10 protein-coding genes and 2 tRNA genes are annotated in these 16,778 nt (G+C 47.6%); 4 read left to right on the top strand and 8 right to left on the bottom strand.

Annotated features, from left to right (window positions below; translation table 11 throughout):
- Positions 1-523: 523 nt before the first annotated feature.
- Together OCU50_RS07425 and OCU50_RS07430 are read right to left on the bottom strand one after the other, a co-directional pair.
- Complete coding sequence (locus tag OCU50_RS07425) at positions 524-2,755, bottom strand: hypothetical protein (RefSeq protein ID WP_060467797.1); 2,232 nt, start codon at positions 2,753-2,755, stop codon at positions 524-526.
- Positions 2,756-2,798: 43 nt separating this feature from the next.
- Positions 2,799-7,469 carry a hypothetical protein gene (locus OCU50_RS07430; protein WP_060467798.1) on the bottom strand — a complete coding sequence of 1,557 codons (4,671 nt, stop codon included), beginning with the start codon at positions 7,467-7,469 and terminating at the stop codon, positions 2,799-2,801.
- Positions 7,470-7,562: 93 nt separating this feature from the next.
- On the opposite strand from OCU50_RS07430, the gene OCU50_RS07435 reads away from it, so the two are divergent.
- Complete coding sequence (locus tag OCU50_RS07435; protein ID WP_060467799.1) at positions 7,563-8,486, top strand: WYL domain-containing protein; 924 nt, start codon at positions 7,563-7,565, stop codon at positions 8,484-8,486.
- Between the two features lie 513 nt (positions 8,487-8,999).
- On the opposite strand, the gene OCU50_RS07440 is transcribed toward OCU50_RS07435, so the two are convergent.
- From OCU50_RS07440 to OCU50_RS07455, 4 genes are all read right to left on the bottom strand, one after another.
- Positions 9,000-9,076, bottom strand: a tRNA-Val gene (locus tag OCU50_RS07440).
- Between the two features lie 70 nt (positions 9,077-9,146).
- Positions 9,147-9,223 (bottom strand) — tRNA-Val (locus OCU50_RS07445).
- Between the two features lie 167 nt (positions 9,224-9,390).
- Positions 9,391-10,053 carry a DUF2726 domain-containing protein gene (locus OCU50_RS07450; protein ID WP_046224114.1) on the bottom strand — a complete coding sequence of 221 codons (663 nt, stop codon included), beginning with the start codon at positions 10,051-10,053 and terminating at the stop codon, positions 9,391-9,393.
- A gap of 303 nt (positions 10,054-10,356) precedes the next feature.
- Positions 10,357-12,321: a tetratricopeptide repeat-containing diguanylate cyclase gene (locus OCU50_RS07455; protein WP_060467800.1), complete on the bottom strand. Its 1,965-nt coding sequence runs from the start codon at positions 12,319-12,321 to the stop codon at positions 10,357-10,359.
- A gap of 258 nt (positions 12,322-12,579) precedes the next feature.
- On the opposite strand from OCU50_RS07455, the gene OCU50_RS07460 reads away from it, so the two are divergent.
- Positions 12,580-13,686 carry a M20/M25/M40 family metallo-hydrolase gene (locus tag OCU50_RS07460; protein WP_060467801.1) on the top strand — a complete coding sequence of 369 codons (1,107 nt, stop codon included), beginning with the start codon at positions 12,580-12,582 and terminating at the stop codon, positions 13,684-13,686.
- Positions 13,687-13,791: 105 nt separating this feature from the next.
- Here OCU50_RS07460 and OCU50_RS07465 read toward each other — a convergent pair whose 3' ends face one another.
- Both OCU50_RS07465 and OCU50_RS07470 read right to left on the bottom strand, forming a co-directional pair.
- Positions 13,792-14,214 carry a DUF3859 domain-containing protein gene (locus OCU50_RS07465; RefSeq protein WP_060467802.1) on the bottom strand — a complete coding sequence of 141 codons (423 nt, stop codon included), beginning with the start codon at positions 14,212-14,214 and terminating at the stop codon, positions 13,792-13,794.
- A gap of 76 nt (positions 14,215-14,290) precedes the next feature.
- Complete coding sequence (locus OCU50_RS07470; protein WP_060467803.1) at positions 14,291-14,659, bottom strand: ATP-binding protein; 369 nt, start codon at positions 14,657-14,659, stop codon at positions 14,291-14,293.
- Between the two features lie 273 nt (positions 14,660-14,932).
- Between OCU50_RS07470 and metA the strand changes: the two genes are divergently transcribed.
- Positions 14,933-15,874 carry a homoserine O-acetyltransferase MetA gene (gene metA / locus OCU50_RS07475; protein WP_060467804.1) on the top strand — a complete coding sequence of 314 codons (942 nt, stop codon included), beginning with the start codon at positions 14,933-14,935 and terminating at the stop codon, positions 15,872-15,874.
- Positions 15,875-16,043: 169 nt separating this feature from the next.
- Complete coding sequence (gene pilW, locus OCU50_RS07480; RefSeq protein ID WP_060467805.1) at positions 16,044-16,775, top strand: type IV pilus biogenesis/stability protein PilW; 732 nt, start codon at positions 16,044-16,046, stop codon at positions 16,773-16,775.
- The last annotated feature ends 3 nt before the right edge of the window (positions 16,776-16,778 follow it).

Here is a 16,778-nt window from a genome sequence, read left to right on the forward strand (position 1 = left end):
CTTATGATCCACCTCTTGCTACAGAGTGAAACTCTGAACATGAAGCTGCAAGACAAATATATGAAAACTCAACTCCCGTAAATGTAGAGTGCGTAAGTATGGTTGTTGAAGCCTGCGTCATTATAGAATTTAACTTTGGTGTGCTTAACTAGTTCCTGTCTAGCTTCGTGCTGGCTATATGGCTAGCTCAGGTTTGCCCCAAAGTGAGTTAGAACAAATAATCCGAATTAATTATTAATAATTAATTCGGATTAACTTAATCTATGTGATTTATGCAAAAAGGTAGTCTAAATGACTGCCCTTGTCGGGTGGGCATTTGGGTGATAATAGCGTTTTCACCAAACTAGGCTGTTTAACTTAGCCTGATTTTGTAAAGGCTATATGCCCGTTTAATTTACGTTAAAATTTCAGTGCCAACCTATATCGATACACAGTTTAATATCACTTATCTTAATGACCATTTTATTTAAAGTTCTACTATGCATCAGCCCATATCCCCAGCCTTGAATAAGGTTTAACCGAATTAATTCTCCACCATCAGACGAGCTAACTTAGCAAAAATCGAACTCTTACTGCTGTCACTGCTTTTCAGCATATCAAGCGTGAAAGAGTTGAGGTAGACACCGGTTAGTGGGTTGCTGAACACATCCAAAGGTTCGCCCTTAGCATCCCAAATAAGTAGGTTCTCTACCAGGTTGGGGCGCGCCATTGACGGGTTTGCTGGTTGAGAGTCGCTTACCAAGACATAGAGTCCGTAGTCATGCGGCTGCAGGTACGTATGGTGATGCTTCATCTTCTGCGACTTAGTCAGCGGATCGTGAATCGAGCGACCAGGCGACATCAGGTAGGGCAGCACGTTCAACTCCACCTTGGCCGAGCGTGTGATAGTGTAATCGCTGAACTTACCCCCATCGCGTTCGGTCTGCTTCTTTTCCTGCTCCTGAAAGGAGTACAAGTCCACCACGTCTAGGTGGCTTGGGCCTATCAGGCGCGGCACCCGCACACTGTTGTAGGTGGTGAGCAGCACATCCACAGCGTGGTCATAAAGGTAGAAACTATTGTTGAATAGTTTCTTCAACCTCGCCAGTGCCGGATGCTCGACAGCCAGCCACTCCAGATCACCCTCTGTGACCCCAGTATTTGCCACTCTCAGCTGGTTACCATCTGACATCAACTCGACGTGCCCAAGCAACTTGGTGCCGTTATCCGTCGAGCGCACTGCAAACGCTGTATAGCGCCCTGCCGCGATGTTCGGCAACTGGATATGGCACTGTGTGAGCAGGCTCTCTTTGAACCACAGTTCAGTCTTGGTGCGACAGATCTTGCTATTTACCAAGTTAACCGCAGACTTCAGGCGGCTTCTGGGCTTTGCCAGGTCGGCACTGTATTGCTCTGGGTTGGCTTTGGACAGCTCATCGATATAGTTGATAGCTTCAAGCAGCTTGCTATCGATGTTCATGCCTTGCAGGGCCACGTGTAGTGGTTCTTGTTGCAACCACCCATGCAGACGATCTAGTTTGAGCTGGGTGTAAGTGTCCCAACGTAAACCAGATTGCTTCCGGTCTGTGTCATACGCTGCAAAGAAGTTGCCATGTTCAGCAGTACCATCACAGAGCTGGCGAATACTGTTACTGGTATCATCTTCCACCGGGTTAAGCACCATTACCGAGGTATTTGACGGCAATTCGGAGAATCGGGTTTTCTTCGCCTGCTCCAACGAGTCTACGGGCCACAGCTGATACCCAGGCAGCTGCGTGGCCAGAGCGTTGAAGAAGTAGGCCTCTTGCGTGGCGCTAAAATCTACGCCGTTGTTCACTACCAGTAGAGTATTGGCCAGTTGCTGATCTAGGTCGGTTACAAATTGATTGACCTCGTGGGTAGCCTGAAATGGGATTGGCGCGTGGGGGATCTCTAGTTCGATGAGACGTTCGACCACAGCATTCATCACTACGTTGTAGGTGTAGGCCTGACAATCACCATAGCCGCTGCGCTCGCGGAAAAACTCCAGCTTAGTGTCACGGGCATCGAGCTTGCGTCGGGCTTTTACCCGACCACTATCGGTGTTGAACCATACCTTGTCGTCATTCAGAGCCAAGTGCAGCTCTTCAGCGGGCTCGACCAGGAATTTGCGCTTGTACAAGGTGAACGCGAGCTCACGCTCCTCTGAGGCAAACACATCAAGTTCGAAAGCCTCCATCACCCCAGTACCATTTTTCTTGGTGACCGGTTGGCTCAGGCGGGCGTTAAGGTACATTACCGCGTTGAAGTAGACGGGACACACTGGGAAACGGTCAGCTGCTTGTTCCAGAAGTATCATCTTCAAGTGCAGACCGAACAATCCCTGGATCAAGCGTGCCAGGCTCTGCTCGTTGGCAGTCAGTTGATGGCATACTTGTTCAATACGCGTCGATAGCGACTGGTGAGCCGGCGTGTGTCGTGCCGCGGAAGGTGCCAGGTAAAAATAGACGTGCTGGCCGCTGGGCAGGCGGTGCAACTCATACTTCACGTCGTCTTTGGCATCTAGCCCCAGCGTCTGCCGCAGTTGCACCTTGACCTCACGATGAACGCGTGCGTGATAGTCTCGGCTCTTCTCTTTTCGCTCCTTGTTGAAACGCTGCAATCCAAAATCGATCACGTACAGATCAGAGACAGGCGCTAGCAAGCGGCGAATGGTGGCCAACGGCGCCTCTTCAAGCTGGATCAGGTTAGTGCGAGCAATCGGGGTATCGGTCAGTTTTTGTAGATTGGGGAACATTATTATCCTCAAGGCGGCCCGCAGGCCGCCGGTTATTTGTAGGTTACCGTCCGAGCAAGGTGTCCAGCATCGGGTTGATGTGCAGAGTAGTGTCCAGCTTGGACTTGTCCTGACGTCGTAGACGCTCGCGATCCAGCGGCTGATAATATTGGTGGTCGGCCTGAAGCAGATTTAGATAGTGGATGGTATGATCCACATTATCTTGCCACATCAGGTTGTTCGGGTTCTGGCTGTAGGCCGCGTTCAGGTAGACAAATTTGATGCGCTGGTAGCGACCGGCCAACGCCGCCCGCACTTGCTCTTGACCATCTAGGTCTGCAGCTTGGCTGGCGATGTCACGGATCTGACGGATCTTGTTATCGCTCTTCTCTAGGGTGTCTTCCGCCCGCGTCAAATCGTCCAGCTTGGTTGCCCAACGCTTGACGTCAACACAGACCAGATCATCACCTACCTCGATAAAGCGGTCGAAGAATTCGTACACCAACGGCTCTAGTCTCTCAAAGACTTGCATGTCGTCGAGCGGCAGCACCCCGTAATGAGCCAACACCCTGTCAAACAAGTATTCGCCAACATTGCCTTTGAGTAGTGGCACCAGCTTAGGGTGCGGTACCACCTTGGCAAACGCCGTTTTCTGGATGTCGGCACATTCTCGCATCAGCTCTCCCACCAGGTTTCCTGGGGTGAAGTCGACGTCCTTGCTGTACTGCGGGAAGATGGTCAGCTCAGGGCGGTACTCACGAGCTCCGCCGGCAAAGTCGGACAAGGCCGAGTAGTCAGGATGGGCCAGTCCATCAGGGCCGCGCTTATGACACAACAAGATAGGCTGATTGCCCTGGCGGCGCGAGATGAACAGCTTGTCATGGATCGACTGCATTTGACGGTTGACGGCATACTGGGGATGGGCTTGCAACTTCTCCAGCCAGCGCTCAGGGTTGGCGAAAGAGTCACGATCACGGAACAGGTTGCACAGATCTAGGTATTCAAAGCCACCATCACGCACACGGTTCATCCAATCGGTCTTCAGGACACGTTTGTGGACAGCGTCGATCCGGCGGCCATCGTTCAATACTGACTGTTCAAACGTACGGCGCAACTCCGCGCTGTCGAAAGAATGATTTCGGCTAAGCTCTTCACAGAACTCCTTGAGACGGTAGTTGAGCAGGGACATGCTCTCCAGCACCACCTCGTTGCCAGCGTCCTCGTTTAATCCCGCAAACTGGAACGCCACGTTGTGCATAACGTCACTGGGAAGGAAGATCTTAGTGTTCAGCAAGGTATCACGGCGCTCGACCCGCCCCACCGCCTGGACAATCACCTTGAACAAGCTCATGCCATGCTCGGCCATCAGCAGGCGATAGTTGTCTCCTTGCGCAAAGTTGACACTAAAGTCGGCCATCTGGTGACCGGCGATGTCATCGGCCAGGTGCTTTAGCACGCTGACGTAGTTGGGCAGACTGTTGAGGTTGGCACCGTTGCCCATCACCTCGCTGTAGAACGATGAGTTGATCAGCACTAGGTGCTGGAAGTCGACGTCCAGGCGCGGCACATTTGCATCTTCGATGTCGCCATCATGGTACTTGACGAAGTAGTTGAGGCCGGTACCCGCGCTGTTGTAGGTGCTCATGAACACCAGCACGCTATTGTCGTCCCTGACATAGGTTTCCCGCTTGATATCCTCTACATTGGCCAGCGGCGAGTCAAAGAATACCAGATGGATCGTGTGACGTCCCTGAAACGGGGTAAAGGTCAGGATCTGGTCATGTTGCTTCTCATGCTTTTCATCGCACTTGGAACTCATGCCGTACTGCTTGCGCCATGCGGCCTGATGCTGGCGGTAGGCGCGAGCGAAAGCGTTTTTGAAACCGCCGGAGAGCGACAGGATTAGGCTGTTTTTGCCTTCGTAGGCGGCGAGAAGCAGCGCTTCCAGTTCACGGCAGTGCTGGCGCCGCTTGTAGGGGTTGCTCAGAGCGTACTCCAGTGGTTCACGCAGAGCGCTGAAGATGTCGTCGTACACCGCTCGGAAGGTCTCGCAGCACTGGTAAGTATCGGTCAGTACCGGTAGCTCGGCATCAAACACCTTGAAGTGAGCATCGCGAATACGGGCTCGCAGTTCGCGAAGCTCCTTGAGCATGCTGATGTCTGCCGGCTCGCGCTCGACCACACTATAGCCCAGGTCGCGGGCGTAACGCTGCAGGAAGTGACGGCTGAAATTACCGTTTTTGGTGTGGCTAAAGCCACTGGTGGCACTCAGGCCGATCACCTTATTCTCAGTGCCAGTCAGTAGGCGTAGCAGCATCGCTTCAGGTAACTCTTTCACCAGATCCATCTCGAAGGCCAGGATCACGGTGCGCTCTGCCCCCTTGTTCACGTAGTTCAGCTCGGTCACCGGAGTCATGGTGAACACAGTCTTCGGCTGCAGATAGGTGTAGAAATGGTCAATCAGCAAGTTTTCATCGGTAGTGCGGTCAAAGATGTGGCGCACTTCACCGGCAACGTTGTTGGCGGCATCGACAAACTGGCCCAGAGGGGTGTTCTGGCTACTAGCGTTATCCTGGCCACCGTTCTTCACCCAGCGCTTGAAATGGCGGTTAGTGATCTGGGCGCAGGCAGCCAAGATAGCTGAGATCAGCTGGAACAGATCGTGCAGTGTGGGGTTAGCGTCGGTGGTGTCGCCCTCGATCTCGTAATACAGCTCCGTGCGGGTGACGTCGTCTTCGCTGTTGCGCATTCGGATGCGCTTTAGCCCCTCTTCGTTGACGTACATCTTGGCATTGAAGCTGAAGACATTGCGGGTGATTGAGATTATGCGCTCCGCAGCGTCACCATTAACTTCAAACGCACCCAGCTGGTCACGGAACATTTCCAGTACAGAGCCCAGAGTCGTTCCTGGTGACAGCTCGCACTTGTCGGCAAGCAGCTCGCGCAAGGCCGTGATGAACTTGACCTTCTCCTGCTCGAAGGTAGTTTGCTCTTCGTGAGGTTTTTCCCGGCGATCCAAACTAAGAACCGCGTTGTAGATGCGCCCGGTGACCGAGAGCACATGCGCCAGATTGTTTTCCTGTTTGACTAGTTTGACATGGCAGCTGTCTTCGAGACGGGTATAGGCTTCGTGCAGTTCGTCTACCACCACGGTGAAGCGAATGTTGTTGCGGCGGAACGGGCAATCCGGATTGCTCTTGAAGTGTTCGTTGCGCAGATAGTCGACCTGCACCGCGTGACTTTCAGCAGCGACGGTGCTGATCTGTGGCTTTTCCGGCTTCACCTTGCCACCAATCAGCAGGTCGAAGCCCACCGACTCAAAGCGCATTCCTTCACCCCGCTGACGCGGCGCCAGACGGTAGGTCGATGTGTCGAACTTGTTGGTGGTCATTAGCAGTACAGAAGGGCGGAACTTACAGACCTCGAACGGCAATACTTGCTTGATCAGCTCGAAGTAGACTTCGTGCACGCTCATCTTCGGTTGATTCTTGCCCTCGGCCTCAACTTGTTCGGTTTTGTGCAGGCGTTCGCGGCGAGCCTGAATGCCGCGGCCAACGTAGTCACGGATTGGATTTTCCGAACTGCTTGCATCAAACAGCGCCTTGCAGGCGGACTCGATAGTGGAACGAAGGCTGTTACGGTAGCTCTTGAGCTGATCTTCCGCCATCTCTTTGTCTTGGATCGCGTCTAACGTGCCGAAGGCAGAAAGTCTCTCGATCTGCTCTTCACAACGGTCGATTTGGATCATTAGGTAGTTGAGTGTGCGCATCGCGGACTTGATGTAAGAGCTATCCTTCGCTCCCTCGTACCACTGGTTATAGCGTTTGCGGTTTTTCTTGCCAGAGGCCCAGTCCACGAAGTCGAGGTCAGCGATGTCCTTGCGTGCCAGCACGCAGATGAACTCACCGCCGGCGGTCAGAATTTTGTTTTTTTGACTACGTTCGAGGTCGATTTGCGACTTCTGTGGCGACATGAACAGCAGATTGGTGAAGCCACCCTCTGGGAACAGGTAGTCAGAAGCCTGGGTTTCTGCGAAGCGTTCGATGTACTCAACGTAACCCTGGATCACGCCGTAGCTCTTACCAAATCCGGTGCCGTCAGAGCTGAAGAGCACCTCTGCGCCGTCACGCTCGTGCACATGGTATAGCTTTGAGGCTCGAGCGCGACATTTATTGATGTCGTCGACGAGCTTGGCGGCCGGAGTCTGTTTGATGATCAGGTCGCTAAGGCCGAGGCTAGCTCGCGCAGCTTCAGCTCGCTCACACTGGCGATAGCGATTAATGACCAGCTGGTTGTGCTCGATAAGCACTTTTTCCACCTGCATCGGCACCAAGAATAAGGTTGCAGAGATCTCTCCGATCGTATCGGAAAGCGGCTGATGCGGGTCGCTCACAGAAAAGTGGTGTAGTACCGCATTAACAGTCTGAGGGTTCAGCGCCCGCTTCAGCGTAGGCAGTGTGACGCTGTAGTCATACAGCGCCAGGTCGTCCGCGAGCAGGCAGCGAAAGCGTTGTTTGTTGGCGTCACCCGTTGGGCGGCTAGCCTTGGCCAGGATCTTGGCACCCTCAAGGCGAAATAACAGCGCTGCTGCATCGCGGTGTGGCGAATTGAAGTCGATATTCAACTGTTGGCTAAAGGCCATGCCTGCATCCAGTCGGGTGTGCTTGACCAACTCCGGAAAGCGTTGGCGAACAATGGTTAGGAGTTTTAAATCTTCTTCAATCGTCCACTTCATGGGTAAACCTGCTCAATTTTAGTACGGTACCAACATTTTATTCGAATCATTTGATACTGTAAACCATTGAAGATGAGTGTCATTTGGAATATGATGCAATTATTTCAAGAATTTATGGAGAACCAGATGTCGACTAGCATGGAAAGAAATCTGCGCTGTGTTGATTTCTACTTGGCGTTCTGCGGGCAGGTTAGCCGGAATGACCTGATGGAGTTTGCACAAATCAGTGTGGCTACCGCATCGCGCACTTTTGGCGAGTATGTCCGCCGCTGGCCTCACAATCTGACTTACAAGCACTCAGAAAAGCTCTATATCGCCGAATCTTGCTATATTCCGGTGTTCTCGCATGATCCCCTGGCGGGCTTGGACTTAATCTCAACCGGTCTAATAACACGATACATATCGTCGCCGCTTGTTCCTGCCAACTTACCCGCAGGAATTGCACCTGCGTTGGATCCGGAACAAGTACGTACGCTGACATCGGCTGCATGCCGTAGCTCTGCGGTTACCGTTCAGTACTTATCGCTGAGCTCAGGTGCGTGTGAGCGCCTTTTAGCCCCAACCCACTTTTTCAACAGTTTGGGTAATTGGTACTGCCGAGCCTTTGACTTTTCAGCCGGTGAGTCAGGTGAGTTCCGTGTGTTTAGGCTCAGCAGGTTCAAACAGGTAGTTGACACTGTTCCGATCCCGTCGCCACTTCCTGTGGACAGTGAGTGGCTTACCGAAGTGGTTCTAACTTTGGTCCCTCACCCGAATCATCATCAGCCAGAGGCTATCCGGCTGGATCTCGGCTTGGAAAACAAACCAGTTTTGAATCTACGTATCAGCGCAGCTATGGCCGGGTATTGCCTGCAAGAATGGCGTGTCGATTGTTCGGCCGAAGCTGCACTACCTGCGGTGCAGTTTCCACTGCACCTAGCTAATCGCTATGAGCTGGCCAGTCTGACGTCCATGTGCTTAGCGCCAGGCTTTGACACTTCAGATAAAAATACGCATATCAGCCTGAAACCTGTCTAACACATAAGAGAGTTTCGATTTTTGTAGACGTTAATAAACATTATCTAGGTCTACGTATGGCTAACAGTGAGCCGAAAAGTACTGGAGCTATCTAAATATAATGCTGCTAACCACTCGTCACATTAGTTACTTGATTAATTATTTCGTTTGCTGCTGGAAAAAGTGTAGTGGATAAGGGGGTATCTCCAACTACATGTAGGCGGAGCGAATGATGCAATACTAGAAGTAATCCGAAAAATCAGAGTACTCTCTAGTTCGTAACTCACTTTTGTCCAAGAGTATGCTGAGATTTAAGTTCTTAGTGGTGAGAGCGTAGCGGCAGCCTAAACTAGCCGTGTTAGTTGAACGTGGGCACTGCATGGGCACGAAAGGAACTAATTGTGCCTAACCAGACAAGAGTCAGCTGAAACAAAACCATTGAGGCTGATACGAAATGAATAACTATGTAAATGTGACAGGTACAAAAAATCCCACACTAGGTGGGCTTTTTTGCTTGTTCATAAAGAACGAATTTGGTGCCCGCTACTGGACTCGAACCAGTGACACCTTGCATGTCATGCAAGTACTCTAACCAACTGAGCTAAGCGGGCGATGTTCTAATTTTTTATTACTACCATTGTGACAAACTCAATAGTTATGCAATAAAAACTAAATAAGGAATGGTGCGTCCGAGTGAACTCGAATCACCGACCCCCGCCATGTCAAGGCGGTACTCTAACCAACTGAGCTACGGACGCATTCCTTTAGAACGAGAAAGATATTAACGACTGATTTATCGTGGTGCAAGTTAAAATTACACTTGAATCAACCGTTTGCTCTTATTCGCATCAATACGTTGCTTTTTTAGACGCAAAACGTAAATAAAGTTGAGTTGCATCACACTCAATGTGCGCCCTACTTTGCTTTATTCGTCATCCACATCGAACACCACATTGTAGTTCTCGGTATACGTACAGTTTGGCTGGCGGCTACAAGTGAAAAAGCGTCGACCTTTATGGTCGCCTTGACTTGCTAACTTGATGATCATCGGGCTGCCACATTTTTTACAGAATCGAACTTCTTTTGATGGTTCAATTAAATCAATGTGTGCTGCCAGTAACCTCTTCAAACGGCTCACTTGATAGCTGTGTTTAATAGATGCACCAATCAGTGGTAAGCCTGCCGATTTACACACGTGAATCAGTAGTTTTTCTCGATCGGCCTTTCCCTTGTTGAGCTCTTTGCCGTTATCAAGTTCAATGATCACGCGGGGCTCTAACGTCCGCGGGTCGCAGACGACAAAATCAAAGTAGCTACGTGAGATTTTGTTGTTGGCGATAAACCAATTCTTCTTGTTATTAGCCTTAGCGGGCACAAGAACATTCGACATGCTGACCTTGGCAAACACTTCACCATGGTTGCCCACAGCGGATTTAAGTGCGTTATAAAATGTCGCCTGTTGCGCCGACATCAACGACCCTTTTTTCTGATAAGCATGATCTTTGGTATCATCATGCTTCACTAGATACTTTTGGATAAAGTAAAAGAACACAACCAGAACAATTACAACGATAAAGATATTAGTCATTTTCCAACACAATCACGTCTGTATAGGGATTAAGATAGTGGCTAGCGTATGTAGAAAAGCATCACGTGGCAAGCAAAAGAGCGAGAGTTGCCAACCAGAATCACGACCTTTGAACTCTGTAATCACCAAGAGGTCGCTCTTACGCTAAACACATCTCTCCTATTTGCTAATCAAATCATCAATCACACTTTTAGATTAATTCAGATCAACGAATCTAAACTTGTGATTAACCAGCATAAAGTGCTCCATAAATCATTCTTACCTCAAGAAAATCAGAATGACTTTTTGCTTCCTAATAAGCGATCAGCTTTCAGCGATGATGACTTGATTCCTACCCGACTCTTTCGCTTGATACAATGCATCATCCGCGGCTTTGAGGTACTTCTTGTAAGTATCTTGATTGAGTTGCTCATGAGCAATACCAATCGACGCCCCTATCGATGTGGTGAGGTCTAAAGAGCCGGATTGCGTAGCAATGGGGGTTTCGGAAATGGCTAAACGGATAACGTTCAACTGTTGCTCAGGATCAATGGAACCAGACAGCAGTATAACGAATTCTTCACCACCCCAACGAGACACTACGTCATTTGGGAATAAGTGTTGATTTACTCGCCTTGCGACTTCCACTAAAACCTCATCACCAACATCATGTCCAAAGGTGTCATTAACGCGTTTAAAGTGGTCAAGGTCTAGAATGACGAGACTGATCCCAAACCGTGAAGTATTAAATGGCATTGGCTGAGTTAACAACTGCTCCAGATAGCGTCGGTTGTATAAACCCGTTAGCGCACACGTTGTAGATTGAGTGACCAGCGCTTTATTTTTACTTTGTATGCTGCGAAGCCTAATCGCCAGTAATCCAGCACTAATACTGACCATTATAATCAATGTCACCACGATTCTGTTTCTCAGCTGTTCCTTTTGAAGCAGCAACTCATTGAGGTCTTTTTCTGTATTGAGTAAGTCATTTTCGTTAGCGAGTGCCTCATTTGCATAGTCTTGTTCTAGTAGAAAAATGTCACTCTGCCTTTTATCAAACAATAGTGCTTTGTTGCCATGATAATATTGTTTGTAGTAACTCAGTGCACTATCAAAGTCGCTCTGAGATTCGTAATATTCAGCCAGTGTTTTTAAGCCTAACACCTTCCAACTTCTGCTCCCTACCACTTCAAAGATTGCAAGTGCTCGTTCAAGATCATCCAATATATCGTCATCTTGATCTAGTCCAATGTTTGCTAACGCGCGGCTTAGATAACACTGCCCGTTTTGAAGTGTGTACTTCTTAATATTCGGCGCTTGAAGACATTGATTAGCCACTTGCAATGCTTTGCTGAAATTGCCCTCTGATAGCAGTACGTCACTGTAGGTTCTCAGTAATAAGATTTTGTATCGAGCACTGACTCTTTTGCTATCGAGTGCTTTTGCTTTCTCATAAGCAATTCGGCCATTCGTCACATCACCACTGCTTAAGTACACAAATGACTCGTTTATGTAGAGGATGCCAATCGCGTCATCTTCAAGTAAGCCACTTTTAAAATAGAGCTTTTTTGCTTTATCAATAATACGCAGGGCTTTAGGCCAATCCTCTAAATAGATGTAGAGTAACGCCATGTTCGACATCAGCTTGCTATTATAAATGTGCGTTGGATACTGCTTGCCAAGTTGCAGTCCTTTATAAAGAAAGTACTGAGCGTCTCGCAAGTCGTTTCGCACGTTATTGATTGCTCCCGCGGTGTTATACGCTTTAACCAATAACTGCTCGTAACGAATAGATTCAGCAATCCCTATCGCGGATCTAATTTCAATTTCAGCGATTGCAAGTTCCCCTTCCTTAAGGTATTCAACCGCAGATTCAACCAATAATTCTGACTTCAACCACAACATATCTTCATGCTCAGACAACGCTTTTATTTGTTCGACGTAGTCCATCAGGGCGTCGGCATCTCGTTGATGTTGAGCCACATTCGACAAAATCATAAGTCGATAAGCTTGGTATATTGCTTTGTCATTAACGCCTGTGGGCGGTCGAAGTAGATCAAGTTGATGTTTTGCAACAGATGGGGAACTGCGTGACAAACCGAGAATATGAATTAACTTTTTTCCATATTCAGTTTGAGAGAGTTCTTTTTCTGGAGTGTAGACAGAAGTACTGTCGGCTTGAGGAGGGCTCAAGTCCACATCACTGAGCGGATACAGTAAATAAAGTCCGAGTACGACACTGATGGTCACAACGAGCAGAAACGAACCTAAAACGTTGTTTTTATTCATGTATTAAGAACGTTACAAATTGAATGATCATAGCACTGTTGTTTATCCATATTAGAAACTTATTATACCCGAGCCCTACACAGATTAAAATGTTATCAGTTCGACGAACTGAACAAGGTTACTCTCACTAATTAGAATAATCAGGCAACTTTCTTGATTTAACTCAGGCATTCATCTGGCACATTGGCGTTATAGTGATTTTCCTGTTCCTTAGCCGTGACTTCTGACGAATGAGCGGAAACATAATGAGAATTAACAATGACCCAAATTAATGAACAACGTCTTGTCGACCATTTCTGCGATCTTGTGAAAATCGATAGTGAATCACGCAACGAAAAAGCCATCGCGGAAGCACTGGCTGAGCAGCTAGGCGAACTCGGCTTTGACGTACATAAGCTGGCCGTTCCGGCAGAAGTGTCGAATGGTTTCAATATCTATGCTCGTTTAGATGGCACACTTCCAGGTAGCACAGTATTCAGCTGCCACATGGATACAGTAACGCCAGGTATCGGCATTGAGCCAATCATTGAAGACGGCGTTATCCGCTCTAAAGGCAACACGATTCTAGGTGGCGACGATAAATCGGGCATCGCGGCTATCATGGAAGCAATACGTTGCATTCAAGCTGAAGATCAAGCGCACAAAACCATCGAAATCGCATTCACCGTATTCGAAGAAGGCGGTTTATTCGGTTCTCTAAACTTCGATATGTCTTACATTCAATCTGAGCACGCTATCGTTCTAGATACAGGTGGCCCGATTGGTACGATCGTAAACGCTGCACCAGGTCAACAGAAGGTAACCGCGACAATCAAAGGCCGCCCGGCTCATGCTGGCTTAGCACCAGAAGAAGGCATCAGCGCAATTCAAGTGGCTGCAGACGCAATCACCAAGATGAACCTACTTCGTGTCGATGAAGAAACAACAGCAAACGTGGGTATTGTTGAAGGTGGTCAAGCGACTAACATCGTAATGCCAGAACTTAAAGTAGTGGCTGAAGCTCGCTCACTAAACGGTGACAAGCTAACAGCACAAGTTGAACACATGATCTCGACATTCGAAGCAAGCGCGAAGCCATTCGGCGCTGAAGTAGAAATCGAATCAACTCGTGCTTACGATGCATTCGTGATTGCAGATGATCACCCGCATATTCTTTCTATCAAATCGGCATTCGAGAAACTTGGCGTAACGGCAAACACCAAACGTACAGGTGGCGGTAGCGATGCAAACAACTTTAATGCTAAAGGTCTAACAACCGTTAACCTTTCTACAGGGATGGCAAAAGTTCACACCACTGAAGAGTACATCGCGGTTAAAGACATGGTCGCAATCACTGAGTTTGTTATAGCTTACGTAACACAATAATCTTACTTGTGAGCTAGATGGTGAACATCATCTAGCTGATATCAAAAAGCCGAGTCTAGTTTGGACTCGGCTTTTTTGTGTTTCAACATAGCTAGAATTTTGAGCTTAGAAACCCCTACGCTTCCAAAACTGTCCTTCATCTTTTGCCACTAGGTCGAATGTCTTGTCGGCGATGATGTTACCTTTTAGCTCGACTGTCATGCGCCATTTACCGAGCTTGTTTGAGACTGGAGCCCAAATGGTATCGCCTAAATAGAAATCCCAATCGTTGTTGCCGACATACTCTTCACCATCGAATGGTTCTAGCACTTCGCCTTTGTCTGTGGTGATGTTCGGGTGATAAATACAGTAGTGGACCTTTTCGCCTTTGGCTTTTTTAATATTCAGAATATAACCAAACTCTACGTCAATTTCGGCATCAACGATGGTGGTGAACTCTTGGATTTTGGGAAGATCTTTAGATTTAGAATCCCACGTCGTGTAGATGCCGTAAGATGTCATGTCGACGATAGCCGATCGCTTTGCCATGTGTATTACCTAATAATTGTGTATTACCTAATTTTTCTTCGTTCTTTGCATTAACTCATTAGCCAGAAAGAGAGCGTTATTCTTGCCAATCTTTTGCCATGCGCTTAATCACGGATGGTTCAATGTCGTGAATGCTGCCAAATTGCTCTCTACACACTTCTATAATCAAATCTGCTTTATATTTAAGTGCGAGTTGGCGGTAAGCCTTCATTTCCCACTGCTTGATAAAGGTATTTGATACAACAACATCTAGCCCTTGTTTCAGGCCTTTTTCCACTGTGTTCTGACACCACTCATGAGCCTGTTGTAATCGCCTAGGATCAAACTGATACACTCCTTGACCATTCACAAAATACATATCAGCTTCGACATGCAGTGCATCGTAGGTTTGCGCTTTTGTTGACTTGCCGGAACCGGGCAGCCCTCGAATGAGTATTAACTTCATCTATCACTTTGCAGGCTAATTTGAAAACGTAAGTTTATCTTAAATGTTCGTCGCTTGCTCTGATAACTACCTTGCGTCACTTACAAAAATCACCCCCTATATCCGACTCGGATAGTCGTTCGACATGATGGTAAGCGACTTGAAATCGACGGATTGTTTCTGATAGAAGACACAAATAATTTACAACTATCCATTTTGTATATCGACAAGCGTGTCAAACTATTATAAATTTAGATGTATAGACGTCTACATATCTAGCTTAGGGAGAAAGCTGTGCCTATTCGTATTCCAGACCAATTGCCCGCATCCGATGTTCTTCGTGAAGAAAAAATTTTTGTTATGCCGCTATCAAGAGCATCGACACAGGAAATTCGTCCACTTCGAGTCTTGATCCTCAACCTAATGCCTAAGAAAATTGAAACCGAAACTCAGTTCTTACGCCTACTATCAAACAGTCCATTGCAAGTAGATGTAGAACTACTGCGCATCGACGACCGACCAAGTAAGAATACACCCACGGAACACCTTGATAACTTTTATCGTCAATTTGAGATGGTAAAAAGTCGTAATTTTGATGGGCTGATCATCACTGGTGCGCCGCTTGGTTTAGTTCAATTTGAAGATGTTATCTATTGGGAACATCTACAAACCATCATGGAATGGGCAAACAAACACGTTACGTCGACTCTATATGTATGTTGGGCAGCTCAAGCTGGTTTGAAATTGCTGTATGATTTGCCAAAGCGCACTCGTAAAGACAAGCTGTCTGGTGTTTACAGTCACGAAATACATAACCCATTTCACCCTATTTTACGTGGCTTTGATGATACGTTCTTAGCGCCTCATTCACGCTATGCCGACTTCTCTCAAGAATACTTAGCCGAGCATACCGACCTTGATGTACTTGCGACTTCCGATGCGGCTGGTGTGTATCTGGCGGCAACCAAAGACAAGCGGAACGTGTTTGTAACAGGTCACCCGGAATATGATGCTCATACACTTCATAATGAGTATATTCGTGACTTAGGTGAAGGCATGGAGCCGGTTATCCCTATCAACTATTACCCAAACAACAATCCAGACAATAAGCCTATTGCAAGCTGGCGTAGTCATGGTCACTTATTATTTTCAAATTGGCTAAACTACTGCGTTTACCAACAGACACCTTACGATTTGGATCACTTCAGCGAAGACAATTTCACCAAAGACGATTAAACGGCAAGTTATTTTTGTCAGCCATAGAGATCTGTATTCAATAGGTTGTTGATAATAAAGCCAATTGGATGCGGATTTTTTATGGTAAGTGGCTCGCATTCCATAGCAGATTTAATACTTCGACTTATTCGATTCCATATGATGGGCTGGTGTTCATAAGGAGCTGCACATGCCTGCCAAGTCACTTTTATCAAATTTCATATTATTCACATCTCTTTCACTAATAGGCTGCGTCTCTGTCACTGAAGGCCCACCTAAAATAGAAAGTGACCCAATTGCGATGTCTGAGTCCCGCATTGAGTTAGGCTTAGGTTACATGGGTCAAGACAATATGGTTAGAGCTCGTGAAAACCTAGAGTTAGCGATCAAGCATGCGCCTAGTTATTACAGAGCACGACTCTCTATGGCGCATTACTATGAAAAAGTTGGCGAAGTAGACGAAGCAAGATCCACATATCAAAAGGCGCTAAGTTTAGATTCAAGAAACGGAAATGTATTGAATAACTACGGTACGTTTTTGTGTAAACAAGGCGAGTATGAGCAGGCCGATAAGTACTTCAACCGAGCCATCGACCAACCCTATTATTATTTAGTCTCTGCCAGTTATGAGAATGCGGCCTTTTGCGCATTTAAAGCCGGTAATACTGACCAAGCAAAGTATTACTTCACACGTGCTATTGACCACGATCCGAATCGAGCAAAGTCGATATTACAGCTATCAAAGATTGAAGTAAGTGAAGCAGATTATAATAACGCGCGGCTTCGTCTGTTCAAGTTCCACCAGCGCTATGGCTATCAAATTCCATCCCTTCAAATATTGGTCGAACTGGAAAACAAAGCCGGAAACAGTGCGCTTGAGAAGAAGTACCAAACCAAATTAGACGAGTTGCTCTCCACTTAGACT

The organism is Vibrio toranzoniae (assembly GCF_024347655.1).
In the GTDB taxonomy this organism is placed as follows: Bacteria; Pseudomonadota; Gammaproteobacteria; order Enterobacterales; family Vibrionaceae; genus Vibrio; species Vibrio toranzoniae.